Source organism: Acetobacterium malicum subsp. dehalogenans DSM 11527 (assembly GCF_000472665.1).
Taxonomy (GTDB): Bacteria; Bacillota; Clostridia; order Eubacteriales; family Eubacteriaceae; genus Acetobacterium; species Acetobacterium malicum.
This window is the reverse complement of sequence record NZ_KI421451.1, coordinates 1-24339: the sequence shown is the minus strand read 5'-3', so window position 1 is coordinate 24339 and position 24339 is coordinate 1. Positions and strand designations below refer to the sequence as shown.

At 51.1% G+C, this 24339-nt stretch carries 19 protein-coding genes; 13 read left to right on the top strand and 6 right to left on the bottom strand.

The window, feature by feature from the left end; translation table 11 throughout:
• Positions 1 to 9: 9 nt before the first annotated feature.
• The 3 genes from A3KS_RS0119095 to A3KS_RS0119085 are packed head-to-tail and all read left to right on the top strand — an operon-like array spanning position 10 to position 2457.
• Complete coding sequence (locus A3KS_RS0119095; RefSeq protein WP_026396262.1) at positions 10 to 972, top strand: ABC transporter substrate-binding protein; 963 nt, start codon at positions 10 to 12, stop codon at positions 970 to 972.
• On the top strand, positions 962 to 1744 hold the full coding sequence (locus tag A3KS_RS0119090; protein WP_026396261.1) for an ABC transporter permease: 783 nt from the start codon (positions 962 to 964) through the stop codon (positions 1742 to 1744). Before A3KS_RS0119095 ends, A3KS_RS0119090 begins: the two co-directional genes overlap by 11 nt.
• Positions 1741 to 2457, top strand: a complete 717-nt coding sequence (locus A3KS_RS0119085) for an ABC transporter ATP-binding protein (protein ID WP_035356840.1) — start codon at positions 1741 to 1743, stop codon at positions 2455 to 2457. The genes A3KS_RS0119090 and A3KS_RS0119085 overlap by 4 nt, the downstream gene beginning before the upstream one ends.
• On the opposite strand, the gene A3KS_RS0119080 is transcribed toward A3KS_RS0119085, so the two are convergent.
• Positions 2435 to 4102, bottom strand: a complete 1668-nt coding sequence (locus A3KS_RS0119080) for an ArnT family glycosyltransferase (protein WP_026396259.1) — start codon at positions 4100 to 4102, stop codon at positions 2435 to 2437. The two genes, A3KS_RS0119085 and A3KS_RS0119080, sit on opposite strands and share 23 nt — an antisense overlap.
• A 218-nt stretch (positions 4103 to 4320) precedes the next feature.
• Here A3KS_RS0119080 and A3KS_RS0119075 point away from each other — a divergent pair, with 218 nt between their 5' ends.
• From A3KS_RS0119075 to rffA, 7 genes are all read left to right on the top strand, one after another.
• Positions 4321 to 5250 (top strand): rhodanese-like domain-containing protein, encoded by a 930-nt coding sequence (locus A3KS_RS0119075; protein WP_026396258.1) that lies wholly within the window; start codon positions 4321 to 4323, stop codon positions 5248 to 5250.
• 296 nt (positions 5251 to 5546) lie between these two features.
• On the top strand, positions 5547 to 6836 hold the full coding sequence (locus A3KS_RS0119070; RefSeq protein WP_051356003.1) for a YeeE/YedE family protein: 1290 nt from the start codon (positions 5547 to 5549) through the stop codon (positions 6834 to 6836).
• 79 nt (positions 6837 to 6915) lie between these two features.
• Complete coding sequence (locus tag A3KS_RS0119065; protein ID WP_026396256.1) at positions 6916 to 8613, top strand: FAD-dependent oxidoreductase; 1698 nt, start codon at positions 6916 to 6918, stop codon at positions 8611 to 8613.
• A gap of 82 nt (positions 8614 to 8695) precedes the next feature.
• Complete coding sequence (locus A3KS_RS0119060) at positions 8696 to 9481, top strand: ABC transporter permease (protein ID WP_026396255.1); 786 nt, start codon at positions 8696 to 8698, stop codon at positions 9479 to 9481.
• Between the two features lie 187 nt (positions 9482 to 9668).
• Complete coding sequence (locus A3KS_RS0119055; protein ID WP_026396254.1) at positions 9669 to 10712, top strand: taurine ABC transporter substrate-binding protein; 1044 nt, start codon at positions 9669 to 9671, stop codon at positions 10710 to 10712.
• Between the two features lie 12 nt (positions 10713 to 10724).
• Complete coding sequence (locus A3KS_RS0119050) at positions 10725 to 11495, top strand: ABC transporter ATP-binding protein (RefSeq protein WP_026396253.1); 771 nt, start codon at positions 10725 to 10727, stop codon at positions 11493 to 11495.
• Positions 11496 to 11546: 51 nt separating this feature from the next.
• Entirely contained in the window at positions 11547 to 12680 is a 1134-nt protein-coding gene (gene rffA, locus A3KS_RS0119045; protein ID WP_026396252.1) for a dTDP-4-amino-4,6-dideoxygalactose transaminase, read from the top strand.
• A gap of 127 nt (positions 12681 to 12807) precedes the next feature.
• On the opposite strand, the gene A3KS_RS22030 is transcribed toward rffA, so the two are convergent.
• Positions 12808 to 14028 carry a diaminopropionate ammonia-lyase gene (locus tag A3KS_RS22030; RefSeq protein ID WP_035356838.1) on the bottom strand — a complete coding sequence of 407 codons (1221 nt, stop codon included), beginning with the start codon at positions 14026 to 14028 and terminating at the stop codon, positions 12808 to 12810.
• A gap of 131 nt (positions 14029 to 14159) precedes the next feature.
• Positions 14160 to 15293 (bottom strand): PucR family transcriptional regulator, encoded by a 1134-nt coding sequence (locus tag A3KS_RS0119035; protein ID WP_026396251.1) that lies wholly within the window; start codon positions 15291 to 15293, stop codon positions 14160 to 14162.
• A gap of 220 nt (positions 15294 to 15513) precedes the next feature.
• Here A3KS_RS0119035 and A3KS_RS0119030 point away from each other — a divergent pair, with 220 nt between their 5' ends.
• From A3KS_RS0119030 to A3KS_RS0119020, 3 genes are all read left to right on the top strand, one after another.
• Positions 15514 to 16311, top strand: coding sequence for a TspO/MBR family protein (locus tag A3KS_RS0119030; RefSeq protein ID WP_026396250.1), 798 nt, complete (start codon positions 15514 to 15516; stop codon positions 16309 to 16311).
• A gap of 403 nt (positions 16312 to 16714) precedes the next feature.
• Positions 16715 to 18067 carry an aspartate aminotransferase family protein gene (locus tag A3KS_RS0119025; RefSeq protein ID WP_026396249.1) on the top strand — a complete coding sequence of 451 codons (1353 nt, stop codon included), beginning with the start codon at positions 16715 to 16717 and terminating at the stop codon, positions 18065 to 18067.
• A 422-nt stretch (positions 18068 to 18489) separates the two neighbouring features.
• Positions 18490 to 19608, top strand: coding sequence for a 4-hydroxybutyrate dehydrogenase (locus A3KS_RS0119020; protein WP_026396248.1), 1119 nt, complete (start codon positions 18490 to 18492; stop codon positions 19606 to 19608).
• Positions 19609 to 20120: 512 nt separating this feature from the next.
• Here A3KS_RS0119020 and A3KS_RS0119015 read toward each other — a convergent pair.
• The 3 genes from A3KS_RS0119015 to A3KS_RS0119005 all read right to left on the bottom strand — a co-directional run bounded on the left by A3KS_RS0119015 (position 20121) and on the right by A3KS_RS0119005 (position 23952).
• Positions 20121 to 21638, bottom strand: coding sequence for an APC family permease (locus A3KS_RS0119015; RefSeq protein ID WP_414150010.1), 1518 nt, complete (start codon positions 21636 to 21638; stop codon positions 20121 to 20123).
• A 164-nt stretch (positions 21639 to 21802) separates the two neighbouring features.
• Entirely contained in the window at positions 21803 to 23020 is a 1218-nt protein-coding gene (locus tag A3KS_RS0119010; protein WP_026396246.1) for an aspartate aminotransferase family protein, read from the bottom strand.
• A 374-nt stretch (positions 23021 to 23394) separates the two neighbouring features.
• Positions 23395 to 23952: a helix-turn-helix domain-containing protein gene (locus tag A3KS_RS0119005; protein ID WP_242834803.1), complete on the bottom strand. Its 558-nt coding sequence runs from the start codon at positions 23950 to 23952 to the stop codon at positions 23395 to 23397.
• Between the last annotated feature and the right edge of the window lie 387 nt (positions 23953 to 24339).

Sequence of the window (24339 nt, the reverse complement as noted above, 5' to 3'; positions counted from 1 at the left end):
GGGACACAATTGAAAAAGTTTATGATCATCATATCGATAATGGTGCTGTTGCTGACAGCCGGCTGTGCCAAAACAGAAACGGCCGGTGGTCAGAAAACCATCCGCATTGCCGAACAATATGGGATTGCCTATGCACCGGTGCAAATTATGAAAGCCCAGGGCCTGCTGGAAAAAAACTGCCCGGGGATCGCGATTTCCTGGGAACAAATGAACAATACCGCGGCCATTCGCGAAGCCATGGTGGCCGATCGTCTGGATGCCGGGTTTATGGCCATTCCGCCATTTCTGATTGGTTGGGATAACGGAATGGACTGGAAAATTGCCACCGGACTCTCATCGGTACCCACCGGGCTGGTCACTAAAACCAGTATCAACAGCCTGGCCGAACTGAGCGAACAGGACCGCATTGCGGTACCGCAGCCGGGTTCGGTTCAGCATATCCTGCTGGCCATGGCCTGTGACCGGGACTTTGGCAATCCTCAGAAACTGGACAACCAGCTGGTGACGCTATCCCATCCCGATGGCATGAACGCCCTGCTTTCCGGCGGCGATGTGACCGCCCACTTTACTGCCACCCCGTATCTGGAAAAAGAGCTGGCCACCCCGGGATTTCATCAGATCCTCTCCGGGAACGAAGCCTTTGGTGGCGAGTTCTCATTTATTGTCGGAGTAACCACTAAAAAGCTGCATGATCAAAATCCCGAAGTTTATGCCGCCTTTAATCAATCAGTGGCCGAAGCGATTACCTTTATCAAGGACCATCCCCAGGAAGCGGCGGTGATTCTCAGCGACGCCTATGATTTGCCGGAAGCGGACGTGTTGGCTTATCTGTCCGCCACCGATACCGAATACAGCCCGACCGTCAAAGGCCTGCGGACCTTTTCTGATTTTATGCTGAAAACCGGGTATCTGAAGAAAAGTTTCGAAAACCCCGCGGCGGTCATTTGGGAGCAAACCGATTATGAAGATTAAAGCACTCTTTCTGAAGCCCTATTCAAAATATATCTGGATCGCGTTGATGCTGCTAGCCTGGGAATTGACAGCGAAACTGGCACCGGTGAGTCCCCTGGCGTTTCCATCCCTGGAGCTGATTCTGACTGCCTTAATCGATTCGATCATCAATGGGGATATCCTGATGCAGATGCTGTTTTCACTGGGGTTGATCTTAATCGGCCTGGGAATTGGCGTGGCGCTGGCCTTTCTGATGTCATTTCTGTCAGTGGTGAGTCCGGTCTTTGCCAGTTTTACCGATACCTGCGTCTCAATTTTTCATCCCTTACCGGGGATTGCGCTGTTGCCGCTGATTATTCTCTGGATTGGGACTGGCAGTATGGCGATCTTGTTTATCATTGTCCATTCGGTTTTATGGCCGATGATTCTCAATATGACCGCCGGTTTCAAGGCCATTCCCGAAGTCTATAAAAAAATCGGCAAGAATTATGAATTTAATACCTTGCAGAGTATCATCCGGATCTTTGTTCCGGCCTCGCTGTCATTTCTCATTGCCGGGCTGAAAATCAGTTGGGCCCGGGGTTGGCGGGCCACCATCTCGGCGGAAATGATCTTTGGCGCCTCCGGTGGGATCGGCGGGATTGGCTGGTATATTTTTAATAAACGGGTCTTTATGGATACCGCCGGGGTTTATGCCGGGATTCTGATGATTATTGCGATGGGGATTTTTGTCGAAGATGTTGTTTTTGGCCAGCTGGAGAAAAATACCATTAAAAAGTGGGGTGTGGCATGAAGCCGATTATTGAAATCTGCGGATTGGGCAAATCATATGAGGGGCGGCCGGTGCTGGCCGACATTGATCTGGAGATCGGGTCCGGTGAATTGATCTGCGTCATCGGCGCCTCCGGTTGTGGTAAAAGTACCCTGCTGAACCTGATCGGCGGCTTTGTCAAAGCGGATCAGGGCGAAATCCGGCTCAACGGGAGACTGGTGGAAAAACCCAGTCGTCAATGCATCATGGTGTTTCAGGAATTTGATCAGCTGTTTGCCTGGCAGACGGTCCGCCATAATATTGAATTTGCGTTAAAAAAAGCCCCGGAGCGGTTGAGTCATCCGGAAATCCGGAGCCGGGCCGATCATTATCTGGCGATGGTCAAACTCAGCGATTTTGGCGATTATTATCCCAACCAGTTGTCCGGTGGGATGAAGCAGCGGACGGCCCTGGCCCGGGCCCTGGCGCTGTCCCCCCAGGTACTGCTGATGGATGAGCCCTTTGGCAGTCTCGATGCCCAAACCAAACGGGAGCTGCAGGAGACCCTGTTGGAGATCCGCCAGGAAACCCAGGCGACCACGGTTTTTGTGACCCATGATATCCGCGAGGCCCTCTATCTGGCCGACCGGATTGTGGTGCTGAAAGCCGGGGCGGTGGCCGCGGTGCTTAAAAATCAGACCCGCAATACCGCTGAAACCCGGGTGGCCGAAATCACGGCGCTGTTGTCACCCTGAAAATATGGATCGGCCAGGGCCTGGTATCAATCAGCGGGGCCAGATTGGTGCCGTAACTGGCGTCGCTAAAGACCGTGATTTCTTCGCAGTGATCGGCGATAAAGGCGGTCATCTCAGCATCAATCGGGGTGAGATCACCATACATCACCTCATAGCGGGGATGGTTTGCGACGATAACGGCCAGTTCGTCATAATAGATGATGACCTCAATCTGCTGGGCCGCGACGTAGTCGGCAAAGGCGATCCCCTGGTCATCCAGGTATTGCAGGTTGCGGTAGTCAAGCAGTTGGCCATCGGCAAAGGCATATTCGGCGTTTAAATTGCCAAGGATCTTGGGACTGCCGGGAATGGCGGTCTGGATCTGACGGAGATAGGCAGCATAGGAATTGGCCGGGGGTTGCAGCCCGGTCAGCGTCAACACCACGGTTATCAGGACCAGCAGTCCCGGTAGCCATTTTTTTTTGCGTTTTTTTCCCGGAATCTGATGAGTATTCAGCATTGGTTCGGCCGGCATCTGGTCGGGAAAAGCAGTTTCCAGCAACAGTACGGTCAGCAGGTAACAGAGCGGAAAAGTAAATACGATGCTGGTGACATTGTAGCGGCCGATCAGCAAAATTCCCAGATTGACGCCGAAAACCAGCAACAATGGCAGCCGCAGTGGCTGATCGCGGGGCGTTGAGCGGTGTTTAGCCAGCAGTCCCAGGCTGAGCACCGCCACCAATGCAAAAACAAGCAGCTGGAAGCGGATATTGGGCATATAATACTCGATGCTGAATTGGTTAAACAGGTGCTGATAAAAAAGCAGGAATCCCTGCCACTTGCCCAGCAGCCCGTCGCCAACTCCAAAATTCTGGCCATGCTGGGTGTAGTGGGCCAGATAGTCGGGGTCCATGGTGATACTGAGGCCGACAAACAGCGCGGCGAACAGGCCGATCACCAGCACCAACAGAGCCAGATTGCGCCAGCTGATTTTCTTTTGGTAGAGATAATAAGAATAACCCAGGCCAATGGTCACGGCCACCACCAAAATGTTGGGATGAACGCCAATTCCCAGACCGACGATGATCCCCAGCCCCAAATCATCGCTGCAGCGATGGGTGTCAATCCGGCTGATCAGCAGATAAAGAGCCAGCACCAGAATAAAAACAATGATGATTTCCTGACGGGCCAGATGGGAAGCGTAAAGATACTGAAGATCCAGCGATAGCAGCAGCGTGGCCAGCAGCGCCGTGCCGGCCGATCGACAGAAAAGTCGGCTGAGTTTGTAAAAAAAATACAGCGTGGCCACGGAAAAGAGCAGTGAAATCAGTCGGAAGGTAAAAATCTGATAACCGAACAGCTGCATAAAACCGGCCTGAAGCAGATGAAACAGCAGCCGGATGGCATGGGGATAGCGTTGATAGACATTGAAAAAAGGCTCGGTGACACCGATGTCGCCGGTTGCGGCGATATGCCGGGACAAGCCGCTGAGCCAGGACTCGTCAGAATGAACATAGGGAAAAACGGTCAGAAACAGCAGATTGATGAGAAAATATAATCCCAGATAGCAATAGAGAGCTTGCTCTGACCGGGTTAATTGCTTAACGGCGCGGCTTATATTTGCCACAGCTCTGATGCGCTTTACAGGGGTTTTGTTATCATCCATGGATGCCACCTCAAAATAATTCTCAAACCGATTTACGGATACCGGTCGGATTCGTTTTATTGAGTATAACACAAAGCCGGGCCGGTATCACATAAATATCACAGTGGGAGGTGCCATTAATAACACTAATGCTGCATTACAATGTCTGTGAACCAAAACGCTTGACGATCGGTTACAATGTTGTTAAATAATTAATTAACGAACTGGAGGAAAAGAAAATGTTAAAAAGAAGTCGTGTTTTAGTTTTATTGGTATTACTCAGCACCATGATATTTGTCAGTGCCTGCAGCACTGGCACCACACAAACAGGTGGCAAGACCGAGGTCGATCCGGTTGTTACCGCAACCAATGAGTATTTTGCCAGCATGCCGGAAGACATCTACAAGATTGATCAGGTTGCTTTCGTGGACAAGGTGAAAGCCGGCGACGCGATGACCATCATCGATATCCGTAGTGCCGATGCTTATGCCCAGGGCCATATCAAAGGCGCCCTGAGTATGCCATGGGGTCCCAACCTGGCCGAAAACCTGACCAAAATTCCCGCTGATAAACCCGTCATGATTTATTGTGTCACCGGACAAACCGCCGGACAGACAGTTGCCTTATTGAATATCGCCGGATTCGACACGAAATCAGTCAATTTAGGCTGGAACCTGGGGATTTCCAAGGTCGAAGGCGTGGATGCCGTCATTGAAACGACACCAAATGCTTTTGATGATGCCGTCAAAACTGAAATTGATCCTGCGATTCAAGAAGCCGTCGTTGCTTATTATGCCGGTCTGACCGATGTGAAAGATACTAAATTTGCCAACTACAAAATTACCGAAGACGATGCTAAAGCCGCACTGGACGCCAAAGACACGACCATTACCTTCCTGGACGTCAGAAAAGCAGAAGATTTTGCCAAAGGCCATATTGAAGGCGCTGTCAACATACCTTTCGGAAAAGGCATGGAAACACAGTTTGGCACTCTGCCAACCGACAAAACCATCATCGTTTACTGTTACACCGGACAAACCGCTGGACAGACTGTAGCCGGATTACGGTTACTGGGTTATGATGCTGTATCCCTTAACTCCGGAGCCGGAACTGCCGCTACTGGTACCGCTGGCTGGACAAACAAAGGCTACCCACTGGTAACCAATTAATTAACGGTAGACTTTCAAAAAGATAACCTAGTACCGACAATTGTTACATCATGTTGTACGCATCGGAGCGGACACGGCAGCGCCTGTCCGATTTTCGCGAAGGCAACGAGCCAATCACAAGCTTGCTTGTAGTTGGCGACTGCCCGCGACTAATGCGAAAGGAGCAAAGCGGATTTCGTATTGGCCGCAGCGAACAACAGATTAACAATTGGTCGGTACGGTGGTTTTTGACAACCTCACATGAAGTGGCATTTTGCCACTTCATGTTTATTTAGACCTGATAGGAGGGTAAAATAATGGATATTTCTAATCGTATCGATCTACCAAAAACAAATGAACTAACGAAAAAGAAAAAAATACAGCCGGTTATCGGCCTGGCCTTATTTATTGCAGTTGTCGTTTTTGGCATCATCAAAGGAAATGTGGATCAGAAACTGACCCTGTTTCTGATGACCGGTTTAGCGCTGGGTTATATTTTGACCCGCTCCCGCTATGGCTTTGCCGGTGGGTTCAAACGGATCTATGTCACCGGCGAAGGCAGCCTCAGCACGGCGCTGCTGGTGATGTTTGCGCTTGCCATGGTTCTGGCCGCCGGGATTCAGTGGTCCGCCACGATGTCCGGGGCTGATGTGCCGGGGTTAAGTTCAGTTAAGTTCTTAAACATCTCTATTTTACTGGGCGGGTTTATCTTTGGCATCGGGATGATGCTGGCCGGAGGCTGTGCGTCCGGAACGCTCAGTGATTTAGGTGAAGGTGCCGGACGAGCGATGATCGCCATGACCACCTTTGTACTGGGCTCACTGCCGGGTTTGATGGCTCAGGATGCCCTGAATAATTCCGCCATCGGCCAGATCGGGATCAAGCTTTATCTGCCGGATGTTCTTGGTTATGTGGGCGCCGTGGTGGTCTCAATACTGATGCTGGCCGGTCTTTATCTGGTCGTGCGCAAATATGAAAACTTCCGTAAAAAAGAAGGCTACTATGAATCCACCGTCTACGAAGACCAGGAATTACCGATCCCCAATAAAGAGCCGTTTAAACTGTTCAGCTATGCGACCTTCCATAAGCTTTTTGTCCAACGCTGGAGTTTTATGATCGGTGGGATTCTGCTGGCGCTGATGTTTGCTTTTATTCTGATCTCCACCGGCCACAGCTGGGGCGTAACCGGCCCATTTGTATCCTGGGGTGTCGCCTTCCTGCAGCTGTTTGGGGTGCAATTTACCGCGCCGGTTTTTGCTGACGCCGTGGCAACCGCCAATGGGGGCATTTTAAATGATCCCGGCTCGCTGCGAAACATCGGTATTATTCTCGGTGCCGCAATCGCCTTCTTACTGGCTGGTCGGCTTGCCTTTGACGGCAAATTTAAAGTAAAAGACGTTATTTACTATCTGATCGGCGGTTTTTTAATGGGCTTTGGAGCCAGACTGGCCGGCGGCTGTAACATCGGGGCGTTGTTCTCGGGGATTGCCAATTTTTCACTGTCCGGGTGGGGATTCTTCCTGACTCTGTGGATGGGCGGAATATTAGCGCTGAAAGTTTTTGCCGGAAAGGTCAACATTATTCCCCCTGACCGACATCAGAAATAACAATCTTGCGTGAGAAACTGAGCACAACGATCACGACATCATAATAAATTCAAAAATTTTAATCAGAAGGAGAAGACAAATGGGAAAAAAAGTAGTCATTATCGGCGGCGTTGCTGGAGGAGCTTCAGTAGCGGCGCGAACAAGAAGACTGGATGAAGCGGCTGAGATTATCATGTTTGAAAAAGGGCCAAACGTATCCTTTTCAAATTGCTGTCTGCCCAATCACCTCAGTGGCATGATTGAAAAAAGCGAAGATCTGGTGTTGATGACACCGGATGTCTTTAAAAAACAATATAACATTACGGCCCGGGTCAACCAGGAAGTGGTGGGGATCAATCCCGAACAAAAAACCGTCCGGGTCAAAGACCTGCTGGCCGGAAAAGAATATGAAGAAAGCTATGATGCCCTGTTTATGGCGCCGGGGGCCAATCCCATCGTCCCTAAAATTTCCGGTTATGACAAAGCCCATGTTTTTTCCGTCAAAAATGTGGTAGATATAGATAAGATCAATAAGTTTGTCCAGAATGGCGTTAAAGATGTGGTTGTTGTTGGCGGCGGCTTTATCGGTGTCGAAGTGGCCGAAAATCTGAAACTGTCAGCGGCGGGCTTTAACGTTACCCTGGTTGAAAAAGCCGATCAGATCATGTGTACCCTGGATTATGACATGGTTCAGATTCTCCACAAAGAACTGCTCGACAATGGCGTTCAGCTGATTCTCGAAGATGCCATCGCCACCATTAATGATGATTCAGTGGTGTTAGAATCGGGCCAAACCCTGCCTGCCCAGGCTGTCGTCATGGCCATCGGGGTCACCCCGGATACCCGCCTGGCGCAGCAAGCCGGACTGGAAATTGGCGAAACCGGTGCGATTCTGGTTAACCATCATTATCAGACCAGCGTGCCAAACATTTATGCGGTCGGCGATGCCGTGGAAGTCTATCATCAGCTGACCCACAAGAAAACCAAACTGGCGCTGGCCGGCCCGGCCCAGAAACAGGCCCGTGCCGCCGCTGATCACCTTTATGGCATTCCCACCCGGAACAATGGGGTGATTGGTTCTTCCTGTATCAAGATCTTTGAAATGAACGTGGCCTCCACCGGGTTAACCGAAGCTAATGCCACCCGCTGCGGGATTCCCCATGACATGGTGTACCTGATTCCCGGTGATATTGTCGGCATCATGCCGGATGCCACCCCCTTCTTTTTAAAGCTGGTTTTTGAAGTGCCCACCGGAAAAATTATCGGGGCCCAGGCAGTCAGTAAGGGTAATGCCACCAAGCGGATTGATGTGGTTGCCGCGATGATTTCCATGGGTGCCACCCTGGAAGACCTCAAAGAACTGGAACTCTGTTACGCTCCGGCCTTCAGTACCGCCAAGGATCCGGTCAATTTTGCCGCCATGGTCGCCCTGAATATTCTGAATGGCGAATTCAAGCAGGTACCGGTGACCGCCGTGCGCGGTCTGGTGGAAAGCAATGCCTTTATCATTGATGCCAGAGAGCCCGATGAGTTTGCCCAAAGCCACCTGATCAATGCGGTGAACATTCCGCTGAGTGAATTCCGTCAGCGATTGACCGAGATTCCCAAAGACCAACCGGTTTACATCCATTGCCGTAGCGCTCAACGCAGCTACAATATGACCAGAGCCCTGGGACAACTGGGCTATGACAATATCTTCAACGTATCCGGTTCCTTCCTGGGGATCTGTACCTACGAATATTTCAACGACCAGACAAAGAACCGCAAACCTATTGTAACGGACTATAATTTTTGTTAAGATAGAAACAATTAACCGAATCATAAGCGGTTTGTGAATTATCAGAAAACAACCGGCTAAAGGCCCAGAATCAGGAGGAAGCATGCAGAACAAGAAGGATTTTAACAAAAACCATCGGATGCTGACTCTCTTGACCTGGGCCTTTATTTTTCTGGTCTGGTTTCTGATCACCCGCTTCAATCTGGTTTCCCACCTGATTGTGCCATCCCCGGGGGAAGTGATCCAGACCTTTATTTCGATTGTCAAAGATGGTTATAACGGCATCAGTCTCTGGGAACATCTGGGCATCAGTATGCTGCGGCTGTTGATCGCCTCGCTGCTGGCGATTGTCACGGCGGTGCCGCTGGGGTTATTCAGCGGTTATTTCAGCAAGGTCGGGGCGGTGGTGGATTCGATTGTCCAGTTTTACCGGCCGCTGCCGCCGCTGGCTTATTACGTGGTATTGATTCTGTGGCTGGGGATTGATGAATCGTCCAAGATCACGCTGCTGTATCTGGCGGCCTTTGCGCCGATTTACATTGCCTGTGTCTCAGCAGTATCCAACATTCGGGTGGAGTATCTGCTCAGTGCCAAGTCGCTGGGGGCCAGCGGCAAGGACTTATTTTTTCAGATTGTTTTTCCGGCCTGTCTGCCGGATATTTTTACCAGCATCCGGACGGCGGTGGGGGTGGCCTACACCACCCTGGTATCAGCGGAGATGATCGCCGCCACCTCGGGTCTGGGCTGGATGGTCATAGATGCGTCCCGGTACTTAAAAAGCAGTGTCATCTTTGTCGGGATCATCATCATGGGGATCTCGGGGGTGTTGATTGATCAGGGTCTGAAAGCCCTGGAAAAGAAAATTGTTTTCTGGAAGGGCTACCAATAGGGGTGGCGTCAGACTACCGTACCGACCAATTGTTAATCTGTTGTTCGCCGCGGACTCGGACAGGCGATGCCGTGTCCGCTCCGATGCGTACAACATGATGTAACAATTGTCGGTACTGGGTTGTCTATTGAAGAATACGCTTGCTATTTGATCTGAAGTAAAAGGGCTACCAATAGGAGGTTAGGAAATGAAAAGAGTAATAAAGAAAAAGGTCTGGGTGCTGGCGGTGCTGGTGGCTGTGGTTGTGACGATGGGGCTGTTTAGCGGCTGTCAGGCGCAGAGCGAGCAGGGCAGCTTACCCAAGAAGGTGAATATTGGTTATCTGCGGGTGCCCAATGATGAGATGGTCAGTAAGACCAAGGCGGTCTATGAGGCCTATTTCAATGAGCTGGGAGTACCATACGAGTTTATCGTCTTTGATTCCGGGGTGGATGCCAACAAGGCGCTGGCTTCGGGCAGTATCGACTTTGCCACCATGGGTAATACCAATGGCATTATTGCCTTGGCCCGGGGGATCGATGTGGAACTGATCTGGATCCATGAGGTGCTGGGCGAAATTGAGGGGCTGGCGGTGAAGAACGGCAGTAATATCACCAAACCCGAAGATCTGGTGGGTCAGAAGATTGCTACGCCGTTTGCCAGTACCGCCCATTACAGCTTGCTGAATTATCTAAAAGAAGCGGGGATTGAAAATCAGGTCCAATTGCTGGATATGCAGACCGCCGAAATCGTCGCCGCCTGGGAGCGGGGCGATATCAATGCCGCCTATAGCTGGCAGCCGACCCTGGGCGATCTGACCCAAAATGGGACGATTCTGGTCAGCAGTGCCGATATGGCCGAAAAAGGCTATGTCACCGCCAATGTCTGTCTGGTGCGCAAAGAATTTTCGGCCCAGTATCCCGAGCTGGTGGCCGGCTTTGTGAAATGCCTCAGTGACGGCGGCGATCTCTATCGCAGCAATCCCCAGGAAGCCGCTACGGCAGTGGCCACCGAACTGGGGATCACCACCGAAAACGCCCTGATGCAGATGACCGGATCAATCTGGTTGACGCCGGAAGAACAGCTCAGTGCCGATTATCTGGGGACGGCCGAGCAGCCCGGGAATTTTGCCAAAATCATGAAGGATACCGCTGATTTTCTGCAAAGTCAGAAATCCATTGATAATTCCCCCAGTCAGGAAGCATTTGACGCCTTTATCAATTCAAGCTATATTGAAATGTCACTAAAATAAGGAGGGATCCGGATGAACAACGAGCTGATCATCGAAATTGACAATTTAACCGTGGATTATCCCACCGAAAATGAATCGGTCCGGGCCCTGGATGGGGTTGATCTGAAGATCTATCAGCACGATTTCATCTGCGTGCTGGGGCCCTCGGGCTGTGGCAAAAGTACATTGCTTAACGTCATTGCCGGGTTTACCCGGCCCAGTGACGGGACCTTTTTAATGCAGGGCCAGCCGGTTGCCGGACCGGATCGTCAACGGGGGGTAGTGTTTCAGTCGGCGTCCCTGTATCCCTGGATGAGTGTCCGCAAAAATGTCGAGTTTGGCCCGAAAATAAAAGGTCTGCCGGCCGCAGAGATCAACCGGATTGCTAGTCATTATCTGGACCAGGTGCACCTGCTGGAGGTAGCCGATCAGCCGCCTTTTCAGCTGTCCGGGGGAATGAAACAGCGGGTTGCCCTGGCCCGGGCGCTGGCCAATGAACCGGCGATCCTGCTCTTGGATGAACCCTTCGGCGCTCTCGATGCGCTGACCCGGATTCACATGCAGCAGCTGGTCCGTAAAATCTGGCAAGAAGACCAGAACACCATCTTTATGATCACCCACGATGTTGACGAGGCCCTGTCCCTGGGGACCCGGCTGCTGGTGATGTCCAAAAGTCCCGGCACCATTATCCAGGAATTCAACGTCGCTTTTTGTGACCGGGTTGATGAACGCACCGGCCGGGTTCACGTCGATGCCGACTATCTGGCCCGGCGCGAAGAAATTCTCGATCTGATTGATGTTTAGAAATCGCAACAGGCATTGATGCACCAGCTTAAGATAAACGAGGAAATGACGATGATACCATTTAATCTGCCCCTGTGTTTGGGCACCGAAATCAAATACATCCAGGAAGCGATCACCCAGAATCACCAGATTGGTGGTGATGGCCCGTTTACCAAAGCCTGCTCGGACTGGTTATGTCAAAATGCCCAGGTGCCCGGCGCTTTTTTAACCAGCTCCGGCACTGCGGCCCTGGAAATGACCGCCCTGCTGGCCGACATCAAACCCGGGGATGAGGTCATCATGCCGGCTTTTACCTTTGTGACCACTGCCAATGCCTTTGCCCTGCGCGGCGCTACCATCGTCTTTGTCGATATCCGCCCGGATACCCTGAACATCGACGAAACCCTGATTGAGGCGGCCATCACCCCCCGCACCAAGGTGATTGTGCCGGTTCATTATGGCGGGATCGGCTGTGAGATGGACGCGATTATGGGCCTGGCCAGACGGCATCACCTGCTGGTGGTGGAGGATGCCGCCCAGGGGTTGATGGCCAGTTACAAAAACAAGGCCCTCGGCAGCATCGGGGATCTGGGCTGTTACAGTTTCCATGAAACCAAGAACTACACCATGGGTGAAGGCGGCGCGCTGCTGATTAATCGGGAAAGCCTGCTGGAGCGGGCCACGATTATTCGCGACAAGGGCACCAACCGTCATGATTTTCTGGCTGGCCGGGTGGACAAGTATTCCTGGGTTGATCTGGGTTCCTCCTATTTACCCAGTGAACTGAATGCCGCCCATCTTTATGCCCAGCTGGAAGCTGCCGCAATGGTCAATGCCCGGCGGCTGAGCTTATGGCGGCAATATTTTGAGCAATTAACCCCGCTGGCTGCCGCCGGCCGGATTGAGCTGCCGGTGGTGCCGGAGCACTGTCAGCATAACGGCCATCTGTTTTATCTCAAAACCGCCAGTCAGTCGGAGCGGGATGAGCTGATCGCCTGGCTTAAGCAGGATCAGATCAGTACTGTTTTTCACTATACCCCTCTTCACGAGACCCCCGGCGGCCAGAAATTCGGGCGCTTTCATGGCGCCGACCGCTTTACCACCAGCGAAAGCCTGCGACTATTGCGGCTGCCCTTGTTTTACAACCTGACCGAAGCCCAGCTGGCGACGGTGGTGGAACGAGTCGCGGCGTTTTATCAATACTAAAAAATAAGCGCTTACCAAAAGAACCCAGGGAATCTTCACCAATGACGATAAAAAACCGCCGCCCCAGAACAGATCCGATCGCGGATCGACAAGCTGGGGCGGCGGTTTTATTTTTTTAAGTGGCTTATTATATGAGTTGCAGCGACCCGAGGCGATTGACAATTGCATCATAGCCGACGGGATCGGTATTGCCCTCGGTGCTAAAAAGCAGGATCGTTGAGGCACGATCGAGCTGGAGCTGGTGTTTCAGGGCAGCCAGGTTTGGGTCGGTACACAGGGACAGCAGCAGACCCAGACCGACGGCACCGGATTCGCCGGAGATGACAGTCGGGTCAGCAGCTTCGGGGTGGGCCAGGGTCTGCATCCCCAGCTCGGTGACCCAGTCCGGACAGCGGGCATAGAAACTGGCATAGTCCCGCAGGATCGGCCAGGTCAGGGGGTTGGGTTCGCCGCAGTTTAAACCGGCCATAATCGTTTCCGGGTTACCGCCAATAGCCAACGGCTGGCCCTGACCCTGCTGGACTGATTGATAGATGCAGGCGACGGTGTCCGGTTCGACAATCGTGGTCAGTGGCGGATTGTGGTCGTAGTAATGGGTCAGATAACCCAGTACCCCGCCGGCCATGGAACCGACCCCGGCCTGCAGAAAAACATGACTGGGTTTGGCAATGCCACGGTCTTGCAATTGTTCCAGGGCTTCCGCGGCCATCGTGGTATAACCCCGGGTAATGGCATTGGGAATCTCCTCATAGCCGGCCAGGCCGGTGTCCTGAATCAGGAGATAGCCATGCTCCGCAGCCAGATGGGCGGCCCGGCGGACGGCATCGTCGTAATTGAGGTCGGTGATCTCGACCTGAGTATCATTGATGGCCCGGATCGCCTCAGCCCGGCAGGCCTGAGTTCCCCGGGGCATCAGCACGATCGCCCGACAACCGAACAGCGCCGCGGCCCAGGCCACCCCCTTGCCGTGGTTGCCGTCGGTGGCGGTGATAAAAACCAGCTCTTTGACTTGCTGGCGAACCGCCGGGGCCGTCAGAAAAGTGTAATTCAGATCCGCTTCGGCGTTAACATAATTGGCGATGATGGTGGCCATCGCATAAGAGGCCCCCAGGCCTTTAAAGGCATTGAGACCAAATCGGTGGGACTCATCCTTAATAAAAATAGCCCCGACGCCTAATTTCTGCGCCAGTCCGGGCAGCGACACCAGCGGCGTTGGCTGATAATCGGGCAGGGATTGGTGGAAACGGCGGACCGCGGCGACAGCGGCTGGGGCTAGTAGCGGGGTCAGGTCGAGATTTGTGTTTTGGTGATCAGTAGGACTGGGGATAATGGCGATTGGTGATTTCATCGGGTGCTCCTTTAGTTTTGTAAATTTAATTTGACGGTGGACAAATGTACGAACGGCAGGGGTTGCCCACTAACCGGTAATGAAGCTGACGGTAATTCTAACCAATAGAGGGTTGGTGACAGCCATTAGGATCACAGCGCCAGATAGTCTTTAATCAGAAAGGCTAACCGTAGATTGAACTTTTCTTCCATTGTAATCAGATCCATGTTTAATAGCTGACGGATTTTTTTCATTCGATAGTTGATGGTGTTGCGATGGGTGAAGCTGGCATCGGCAACGGCTTGAATGCTGCCATCATGCTCAAGGTAAAGCCGCAGGGTGGCGGCCAGGTTGGACTGGCCCTGGGCATCGTGGGCTTCCAGCCGGCTCAGGCTGTCGGCCGCCAGTGCTGCCAGAATAGCCGGGTCGGGCACCGCAAAAAAGACCTTGAACAGCCCCAGATCATCAAAACGGAGGTGCCGGAGCTGCTGCTGCCGGGCCGCTTTCAGGGCAAAAACGGCTTGTTCATAGCTGCGGTGGAGGGTTAACAGCGAGTCGGTCAACTCACCGCTGCCAAAACAAAGCGCCGCCGCCGGGCGGGTCGCCGGATCAGCAGTAAAATCGGCAAGCGCCTGGGTCAGGGCATTGCTGTCGGGACTCTGAAAAATAACGACACAGACCTCCCCGAGTCGGAAGTAATAGCAGCGGGGGGCGACCTGGCGCAGCTGCGCCGTCAGCCGGGCCGGGATTTCCGGCGCCGAACAGACCATCACCAGATAGAGGGCAGCGGTTTCATAACCGAGGCTGTTAAGGGTGTCGATGGCACCTTCCGGCTCCTCGGGGTGCAGCAGCAGGCGCGAAAAGGCCATCGTGGTGCGGTCTTCCTGATACGATTGGGTAAACAGGCGGTTGCCGTAATCTTGCATAATGGCGGCCAGATGGATTTTCCAGGGCATCGCAAAAAGCGGGAATTGATGTTGATCACACAGGTTGATAACCGCTGTTGAGATGGCATCGACAAACAGATAACGGCCGGTATTGAGGATCAGGCCGGCGCTTTTTCTAGCGATCAGCCGGGTAATAAAATCATAAAGCCAAGAATCGGAATCAGCACTCATACCGGTGGTGATGATCAGCTCGCCGCCTTTTAAAAAATCAGTGGTAGCACGGTCTTCGGTAAACTGCACCCAATCGATGGGGGTGTTCAGGCCGGTGGCTCCAGCCAGCAGCTGGAGCTGGTAGTTTTTTTGGGTGGCGTGGAATAAATCGGCTAAAATAATCGACATCAGTTACCTCACTTGAAATTCGGGACGGTCTTTTAAGCACGGCCTTTTCTTCAGTATACTAAAAGGGCCTTAGTCTGTCCAGCACAAGGTAGTCAGTCAGTGGCCTTAGCAAAAGAAATGAAAATAAGCCTTAACAATTAATCGGTTTGATTCAATAATTGGTCAAAAAAGGGGTATAAAAAAACTAACGTACAGAAAAAATACAGAAGAGGTGAGCTTTATGAATCGTCTAACAAAAGCCTGGATCGGGATGATCCTGTTAATCGGCACGTTGGTAGTAAACAGTTTTGGTGCCTTCGGGGTTTTCAATGGGATGTCCCAGAAGGATATTTCGGACATGAACGGAACCCTGATTACTCCGGCACCGTCAACCTTCAGTATCTGGAGTGTGATTTATGCCCTGTTGATTGCTGCCGCTGTGGTGATGATTGTTAAAAACAAGGATGAGTATTATGGCCAGGCCATTGATGGTATCAGTATGTTGTTCTGGTTGTCCAGTGGTTTGAATATGCTCTGGATTGTCATTTTTTCCTTTAACCTGATTGGCCTCTCGGCGCTGGTGATCCTGGCCTTTGCGATCATCCTGAGTTTGCTGATTTTGCAACTGGGAAAGATCCAGACCGGCAATCAGTGGCTGTTACCGGCGGCCTTTGGGATGTATACCGGCTGGCTATTGATTGCCACGGTGGTTAATATTTCCTCCTGGCTGGTCAGTATCGACTGGCAGGGCTTTGGGATTGCCGCCGATGTCTGGGGGATTATCATTCTGATTGTGGCGGTGGTCGTGACGGCGGGAGTGACCCTGATCACGAAGAATGCCATCTTGCCGGTTCCGGTGGCCTGGGGCTATTTTGGCATTTATCAATCGTTAACTTCAATCGATGGTTTTGCTGGCGCCTATCCAGCACTGGCGATGACTGCGCTGGTGGGGATTGGGGTGCTGCTGGTAATAACTGGGGTTCAGTTTTACTTAAATCACTGGCGGCTGATGCCCGTGGCTAACGCCGACGCCACCTGAGACAGGTCGCAGATCAGCATTATTTTAAAATTGTTAGTAATAATCAAGTCGGATCCCCAGCACCATAAAAGCTTGGGGAATCCGGCTTTTTTTTAGATTAACCAGTCGCGCAGCTGATGATATTGTATGGTCAGCACAATTAAATTGAAATAATTTAGGCTAGCTGGCCATTGCGCCTGTTTTTAGCTGTGCTATAATAACAGACATAAACAAGACAAGGAAGTCGCTTCCCGGTCTTGTTTTTTTTGTTTAGTTTATTTGCGAAACCGAAGTCAAAGCAAAGATGGTTTGACTACAAGGGTTATCCAGTTTATTGAGATAGGCGTTTGTGAAACTTAAAGATATCGAACAAAGCTCACGGATAGTTCGCAATTAGCATTAGTTTAGAAAAGAGGAGATTAAGATGTTAAAAAATGCCTTACCAAAAATAATTACCGAACAGGTGCCCGGGCCCAAGGCTGCGGCCATCATTGCCCGCAGAGAAAACGCCATTCCCGGGGCGATCAAATGTGTTTATCCGCTGGTCATCGACCAGGGCGCCGGAGCGATGGTTGAAGATGTTGACGGCAATCACTTTGTCGACTGGGTTGGCGGTGTGGGCGTGTTGAACATCGGCTATTCTCATCCGGAAATCGTGGCGGCGGTGCAAGCCCAGTCCGAGAAGTATTTTCATGGCATGTTCAATATTGTCACCCATGAGGGTTATGTCGAGCTGGCGGAAACGATGAATGCGATCGTGCCGGTTCGGGGCGCTGAGAAGATGACTTTTTTTGCCAACAGCGGTGCCGAAGCCGATGAAAACGCCGTGAAAATTGCCAAAGCTTTTACCAAACGCCCCAATATCATCGTCTTTTCCGGAGCCTTCCACGGCCGCACGATGCTGACGATGACGATGACCGCGAAAAAAGCCTATGCCCATGGCCTGGGACCCTTTCCCGATGGCGTTTATCGGGCCCAGTTTCCCTATCTCTACCGCAACCCGGCGGGAATGAGCGCGGCGGATGCGATTGACTATTACACCGACAGCATTTATCGGGTCTTTGAAGAATCGTCCCCGGCCGAACATGTGGCGGCGATTGTGGTGGAACCCCTCCAGGGCGAGGGCGGCTTTATTCCCGCCCCGCTGGAGTGGATCAAAGCCGTCCGGAAAATCTGTGATGACAAGGGCATCTTACTGATTGCCGATGAGGTCCAAACCGGATTCTGCCGCACCGGTAAGATGTTTGCTTCACAGTACTGGCAGGAGGTCGGGGCGGAACCGGATATTATCACCACTGCCAAATCGATCGCGGCCGGACTGCCGCTGAGTGCCATCACTGCCCGCAAAGAAATTATGGAATCCGTCAAAGGCGGGACCATCGGGGGAACCTATTGCGGCAATCCGGTGGCCTGTGCTGCAGCCCTGAAAGTTATCGAAATCATGAAGCGCGATCGCCTGGACGAACGTGCCTGCGAAATCAGTGCGATTATCATGGAACGCTTTAACCGCTGGCAGGAAGACTATGCCGTCATCGGCGACGTCCGCGGACTGGGCGCCATGGTCGGGATTGAATTTGTCAAAGACCGGACCACCAAAGCGCCATACCCGGAACTGGTGTCGGCAATTGTCACCGAAGCCGCCCAAAACGGCCTGATCATCGAAAGCGCCGGCGTTTACGGTAATGTAATTCGCTTCCTGGCCCCGCTGGTCATCACCGACGCCCAACTACAGGCCGGCTTGAATATTTTTGAGAATGCGATCATCAAATGTGTGTAAACCCTGATTAATTGGCTATCTATAAAGTAAAAGTATGCTGATCAAATGGCAGTATAATTATCTCTTTGACAATAGTTTACAGAGAATGACATTTGGCCAAATAATTTTAAAATTTATAGCATGAACAGAAATTGCGTCGCTGTTGGTTTCGCAAATTTACGTAATGGATAGGCGATAGTTTACAACTAACTTATGGTTAAATGCCAAACCCAGTACCGACAATTGTTACATCATGTTGTTTGCATCAAGGCGAACAGTTGCGGAGATGATGTGATTCATTTGCTCTTCAGTAATTTGCAACTGTACGAATTGTAAGCAAACAACAGATTAACAATTGGTCGGTACGGCAGTCAGCATCGAGCCTATAATAAAAAATCCCATTTATCGCCGTCAAACGAACACCCAGCCGGAAAGGAGAAACTATGAAACAATTTGGAATTACCCCGAAGATCCTGGAATTTGAGTACTGTCAGGAAGTCGGTGAGCATTTTCAGATCGGTCAGGGGGATCTGGTTTTTATCAGTGACCGGACCTATGAACAATATTTTAACGATACCATCGGTGATGAGGCCTATCGGGTCAATTACCGGAACTATGTTACGGGTGAACCCACCGATGTGATGGTCGAGGCGATTTTTGCCGATATCAAAGATTATCAGTATAACCGGGTCTTTGGCATCGGCGGCGGCACGATCTTGGATGTGGCCAAGCTGTTTGCCCTGAAAAACACCGTACCGGTGGTGGACCTGTTTAACAAAGAACTGGAAATCAGCAAAGACAAGGAATTGATTCTGATTCCCACCACCTGCGGCACCGGCAGCGAGGTGACCAATATCTCGATTTTGGAACTGACCGCGATCCATTCGAAATTTGGTCTGGCGGTGGATGAACTGTACGCCGACTATGCCGTGCTGGTACCGGAGCTGCTAAACGATCTGCCGCTGAGCGTCTTTGCCACCAGTTCCATCGATGCCTTGATTCATGCCATCGAATCCTACACCTCGCCCAAGGCTAGCGCCTTTAGCCAGCTGTATTCGAAAAAAGCCATGGAAATGATCATCAGCGGCTATCAGACCATTGCCGAGCAGGGCGCGGAAGCCAGAAAACCGCTACTGAAAGAGTTTATGATTGCCTCAACCTTTGCCGGGATCGCCTTTGGCAACGCCGGCTGCGCCGCCGTCCACGCGATGAGCTACCCGCTCGGGGCGGTCTACCACGTCCCCCACGGCGAAGCCAACTATGCGATGTTTACCGCGGTTTATAAAACCTACCAGGCCCTCGATCCCGACGGCAGCATTGCCGAACTCAACCTATTTTTAGCCGCCATGCTGGGCTGTGATCCCACGGCCGTTTATGAAGAAATCGAAACCCTGCTGGGCCATATCCTACCTAAAAAAGCTCTCCGCGACTACGGCGTCACCAGGGCCGATCTGGACAGCTTTACCGAAGCCGTGATGACCAAACAAACCCGGCTGATGGCCAACAACTACGTCCCACTGGATCAGGACCAGGTGCTGGCGATTTATGAGCAGCTTTATTAATTACTTTTTATGCGTAACTGCCGTACCGACCAATTATTAATCTGTTGTGTGCTTACAATTCGTACAGTTGCGAATTATAGAAGACGAAACAAAGCACTTCATCACCGCAACTGTTCGCCTTGATGCACACAACATGATGTAATAATTGTCGGTGCTGGGTTAGTGTAGACTTTTATTCGTTGAGAGCCTACAAAGCTTTCTGACCCGTTGATTTTGTTTTCGTCCCTATAGTTTAACCAGTTTATAAAGTACAGAGAATGTAATCTCACACCCGCACCAGTACCGAAAATAGTTACATCATGTTGTACGCATCGGAGCGGACACGGCGTAGCCTGTCCGATTCTGCGCGCAGGCAACGAGCCAATCATAAGCTTGCTTATAGTTGGCGACTGCCCGCGACCAATGCGAAAGGAGCAAAGCGGATTTCGCATGGCGCAGCGAACAACAGATTAACAATTGGTCGGTACGGCAACCCGCATCGCACTCAACCCCGAACTCAACCCCGCGGTGGGTTATTCAGTCACGCTGCCAACCCGGCCGGCGAAGACTGGTTGTTCGTCGACGTCTACATATTCCACGTCCATATGGGCGCCAAACTCATCACCGTATTTGAACTTGCAGTAACCATAGAAGATCACGCCCAGGATCGCCCAGCCGCCGGCCATGATCCATTCTTCAAAGATCAGAGCTGTCGAAGCAAAGGGCAACGGAATCACATAAAGCAGCGTCATCAAGCCAGACAGTAAAACCGCCATGATCCCCACAAAGGTACCATATTTAACTTGGTATGGTCGTTTCATATCGGGCGCTTTTTTTCTTAAAATCAGGAACGATAAGGACACCATCGCATAGGCTAAACAGACCCCGAAGCTGCCGGCATCAACAATCCAAACCAGCATTTTACGGCCAAAGAAAGGAGCAATCACTGATAGTATACCAATCAGGGCAATGGCATAGACTGGGGTTTTATATTTCGGGTGCAGTTTGGCAAAAACCCGGGGAATCATGTTCGATTCTGCCATTGAGTACATCGCCCGACTGCCACCGATTAAGAATGAATTCCAGCTGGTGATAATCCCGGCCATCCCGCCGACAATCAGGACCTTGGTCATGATCGCACTGTTAAAAGCCAGACCCATCGCATCAGCGGTCACCAGCGTGGAATCAGCCATCGCACTGAGTGGCATCACGTAGGCCACTGCCAGAATTACCAGGGCATAAAAGGCCACTGCCATGACAATCGACAGAATCATAATACCGCCGATTTTTTTAAAGCCGGCATTAATTTCTTCAGCTGCCTGGGGAATCACATCAAAGCCAACGAATAGGAACGGGGTCATCACGGCAACCGTCAGGACACTGCCCAGCGCCGTGGTGCCAGCTTCAACGCTGCCGCCAAACATATTGCTGACAATATTGCCAGGGTCGCCATTAACGGCTGATCCAGCAATTAGGAGAATCCCGGCGCCGGCAATTAAGGCAGTAAAAATAGTCTGCAGTTTGGCCGCTGTTTTGGCGCCCAAAATATTGATGATGGTAATGATAATCGCGGTGACCACACCAACTGCCACCCAGGAAGCGTAAATATCGAATCCGGCGACGGTGTACATGTAACCCTGCAGAAAATTGGGGCTCAGATATTGGATTACGGTCGGAAAGGCGACGGCTTCAAAAGCCACCACGCTGACATACCCGAGAACGATGGCCCAGGTACAGATAAACGACCCGGTCGGGCCCATGGCCTTATAACTGAAGACATGCTCGCCACCACATTGGGGCATCGCCGCGGTCAATTCGGCATAGGTCAACCCGACGAAGAGCACCATAATGCCCCCGATCACAAAGGCCAACGCCGCGCCCAGGGCTCCAGCGGTTTCAATCCAGATGCCGGTGTTAACCACCCAGCCCCAGCCAATCATGGCACCAAAGGCCAACACAAAAATGTCTTTGGTACTCAACACTTTGTCAAATTTTGACTTGTTTGTTTTTTCACTCATTTTTTTGTTTGTATGATCCGCATTGTGAATCATACACTCCTTTCGTTTTTGGATTTGTTAAAATAATTGCGTGTTTAAATAAAAAAACGGGGTCCTTATCAGCCGGTTGCTGACGGTCTGTTGATTCAGACCGCAGCTGTTCAGCTGTAAAAACCCCATTGTTTAGATAATCTATTTATTTAATTTAAGTGATCTATTTAATTAACCAGTTCTTTAACCGTTGCTTCGATGATACCGTAGGCCTTGTCACAATCTTCTTTGGAGACGATCAGCGGTGGAATCATGCGGATGATGTTTTGGCCGATGGCAGTGATCAGCAGTTTTTTCTCCAGGACGCCGTGTTTGACATCGACGCCGGAGATGCCGTCTTCAAATTCCACCCCGATCAATAGGCCCTGGCCGCGGACTTCTTTGACCTTGGGCAGACCTTTTAGTTGGTTCATAAAGTAGGCGCCCATTTCCCGGGCATTACCGGCCAGGTCGCGATCGAGCAGTTCGGTGATCTGCGCCAGCGAGGCGGCGGTGGAAACCGGATGGCCACCGTAGGTGGTACCGTGGGAACCCATCGTAAAGGCTTTGGCAACCTCCGTGGTCGCACAGATAGCACCGATTGGCATACCCCCACCCATGGCTTTAGCCATGGAGACAATATCTGGCTTGATGCCGTAATTCATATAGGACATAATCGCCCCGGTACGGCACCAGCCGGTCTGAACTTCATCCAGTAATAACAGCAAACCTTTTTGATCACAGAGGGCCCGCAGTCCTTCCATAAACTCCATTGTTGCCGGATGGACGCCGCCTTCCCCCTGGACCGGTTCAATGAGAATAGCAATGGTATTGTCGTTGACCGCGTCTTTAAAAGACTGCAGGTTGTTGAATTCAGCATAGCTGAAACCCGGGGTCATATCGCCAAAGCCAATTTGGCAGGCATTGTGGGGCTGGCCGGTGGCGCTGAGGGCACCCATGGTCCGGCCGTGAAAGGACATTCGGGCGGTGACGATGTTGTAGCGTTCCGGGCCATAGGTTTCTACCCCATACTTCCGGGCCATTTTGATCATCGCTTCATTGGATTCGGCCCCGGAGTTCTGGAAAAAGATCTTGTCCATGCCAATGCTGGTACAAATCTTTTCGGCCAACAGTACCTGGGGGATGGTGTAGGGATAGTTGAAGGTGTGAATCACATCGGCAACCTGATCCTGCACCGCAGCCACTACCTTATCATTACAGTTGCCAGCGCTGTTAACGGCGATCCCGGCGTAAAAATCGAGGTAGGCCTCGCCATTCTCGTCATAAATATACATATCCTTGGCGGTCTCGGCGATAAAATCAAACCGTTCGTAGGTTTCAATCATATAGGTGTCAACTTTTTGCTTTAGTTCCTCTTTTGTAAGTCCGGTGTCTTTCAGTTTCATTCCAAATTTCCTTTCCCTGTTCAAGCGTTGTGTTATAGTGCCATGCGCTTCGCTGCCGGTTTGCCAGCAAAGCCATTATTGTTGGTGTCGTTATAAGTTTTTTATTTCTGACAAACATCTTCGTTTGTCGGATAAATAAAAAAAAACGCCGGAACATGAACCATCATGTTTCGAACGCCTTCGTCCTGTCAATTGACATCTACAATATAACACGTGTGCACTATATTGTCAACACACATTGTATTTTTTCTTTTATTTTTTTATAAATCGCTATTTAAAGGGATAGTATCCATTAAATGATAATGTTCTGTGCATTATATTGCACAACGACGCGACCATCACCGCGACTCAAATGGTAAGATTAGCCGCTACTGCTACTGTTTAAAGACAAAGACAATGATAAATTTCAATTGCTCCTCGCCCTTATTCCAGTAGGTATGTTTCATCGCGGTACCAAAACAGATAGCGTCTTCTTTTTTGATCTGATAAAAGGCATTGTCGATTTCCAGGGTCAATTCCCCAGCGTGCACGACAATGTACTCGTTGGTTCCCTGACCATGGGCGCCGCTGACATAACAGGCCCCGGGTTCAATTTCAATTTCATAGATTTCAAACAAGCGGTTCTTTTCATAGGGAAAATAGGTGTAAACGGCATACTGGCCGGGCACCTCTTTGGAGGGGAGCAGCTTTTGGCGGTTGACCTCATAGACACCAAGCCCCGGGGTTCGGGTCAGGTCGGACAGATCGACCCGCAGCCCACTGACGATCTTGCCGAGAGTCCCAATGGTGGGATTGGCTTCGCCCCGTTCAATCTGGCCCAACATGCTTTTGCTGACCCCGGTCTGCTCGGCCACCTCGTCCATACTCATGCCTTTTTCCCGGCGGATCGCCTTTAAATTGATTGAGATATTTTTATTCAAGTAATCCATCATCTTCGCCTCGACTTTCTCTAAGGCTAAGTTTAACTTAACCGCCAGTTAAAATCAACGGCTACCCCAAAATCTTTGTTTGCACTCAACTGCCGTACCGACCAATTGTTAATCTGTTGTTCGCTGCGCCATGCGAAATTCGCTACGCTCCTTTCGCATTGGTCGCGGGCAGTCGCCAACTATAAGCAAGCTTATGATTGGCTCGTTGCCTGCGCGCAGAATCGGACAGGCTACGCCGTGTCCGCTCCGATGCGTACAACATGATGTAACAATTGTCGGTACTGGGTTAGTCGTTTGTTGATTTACATTGCATAATTATAAAATTAAGTTGAATCTGAAATAGAATTTGCGAAACTTAAAAAAGCGAACAAAAATTGCTTTGATGTCGGT

Coding starts and splice junctions, on each gene's coding strand:
- A3KS_RS0119090 (WP_026396261.1), top strand. CDS start 962: ATGAAGATTAAAGCACTCTTTCTGAAGCCCTATTCAAAATATATCTGG.
- A3KS_RS0119085 (WP_035356840.1), top strand. CDS start 1,741: ATGAAGCCGATTATTGAAATCTGCGGATTGGGCAAATCATATGAGGGG.
- A3KS_RS0119080 (WP_026396259.1), bottom strand. CDS start 4,102: ATGGATGATAACAAAACCCCTGTAAAGCGCATCAGAGCTGTGGCAAAT.
- A3KS_RS0119075 (WP_026396258.1), top strand. CDS start 4,321: ATGTTAAAAAGAAGTCGTGTTTTAGTTTTATTGGTATTACTCAGCACC.
- A3KS_RS0119070 (WP_051356003.1), top strand. CDS start 5,547: ATGGATATTTCTAATCGTATCGATCTACCAAAAACAAATGAACTAACG.
- A3KS_RS0119065 (WP_026396256.1), top strand. CDS start 6,916: ATGGGAAAAAAAGTAGTCATTATCGGCGGCGTTGCTGGAGGAGCTTCA.
- A3KS_RS0119060 (WP_026396255.1), top strand. CDS start 8,696: ATGCAGAACAAGAAGGATTTTAACAAAAACCATCGGATGCTGACTCTC.
- A3KS_RS0119055 (WP_026396254.1), top strand. CDS start 9,669: ATGAAAAGAGTAATAAAGAAAAAGGTCTGGGTGCTGGCGGTGCTGGTG.
- A3KS_RS0119050 (WP_026396253.1), top strand. CDS start 10,725: ATGAACAACGAGCTGATCATCGAAATTGACAATTTAACCGTGGATTAT.
- rffA (WP_026396252.1), top strand. CDS start 11,547: ATGATACCATTTAATCTGCCCCTGTGTTTGGGCACCGAAATCAAATAC.
- A3KS_RS22030 (WP_035356838.1), bottom strand. CDS start 14,028: ATGAAATCACCAATCGCCATTATCCCCAGTCCTACTGATCACCAAAAC.
- A3KS_RS0119035 (WP_026396251.1), bottom strand. CDS start 15,293: ATGTCGATTATTTTAGCCGATTTATTCCACGCCACCCAAAAAAACTAC.
- A3KS_RS0119030 (WP_026396250.1), top strand. CDS start 15,514: ATGAATCGTCTAACAAAAGCCTGGATCGGGATGATCCTGTTAATCGGC.
- A3KS_RS0119025 (WP_026396249.1), top strand. CDS start 16,715: ATGTTAAAAAATGCCTTACCAAAAATAATTACCGAACAGGTGCCCGGG.
- A3KS_RS0119020 (WP_026396248.1), top strand. CDS start 18,490: ATGAAACAATTTGGAATTACCCCGAAGATCCTGGAATTTGAGTACTGT.
- A3KS_RS0119015 (WP_414150010.1), bottom strand. CDS start 21,638: ATGATTCACAATGCGGATCATACAAACAAAAAAATGAGTGAAAAAACA.
- A3KS_RS0119010 (WP_026396246.1), bottom strand. CDS start 23,020: ATGAAACTGAAAGACACCGGACTTACAAAAGAGGAACTAAAGCAAAAA.
- A3KS_RS0119005 (WP_242834803.1), bottom strand. CDS start 23,952: ATGATGGATTACTTGAATAAAAATATCTCAATCAATTTAAAGGCGATC.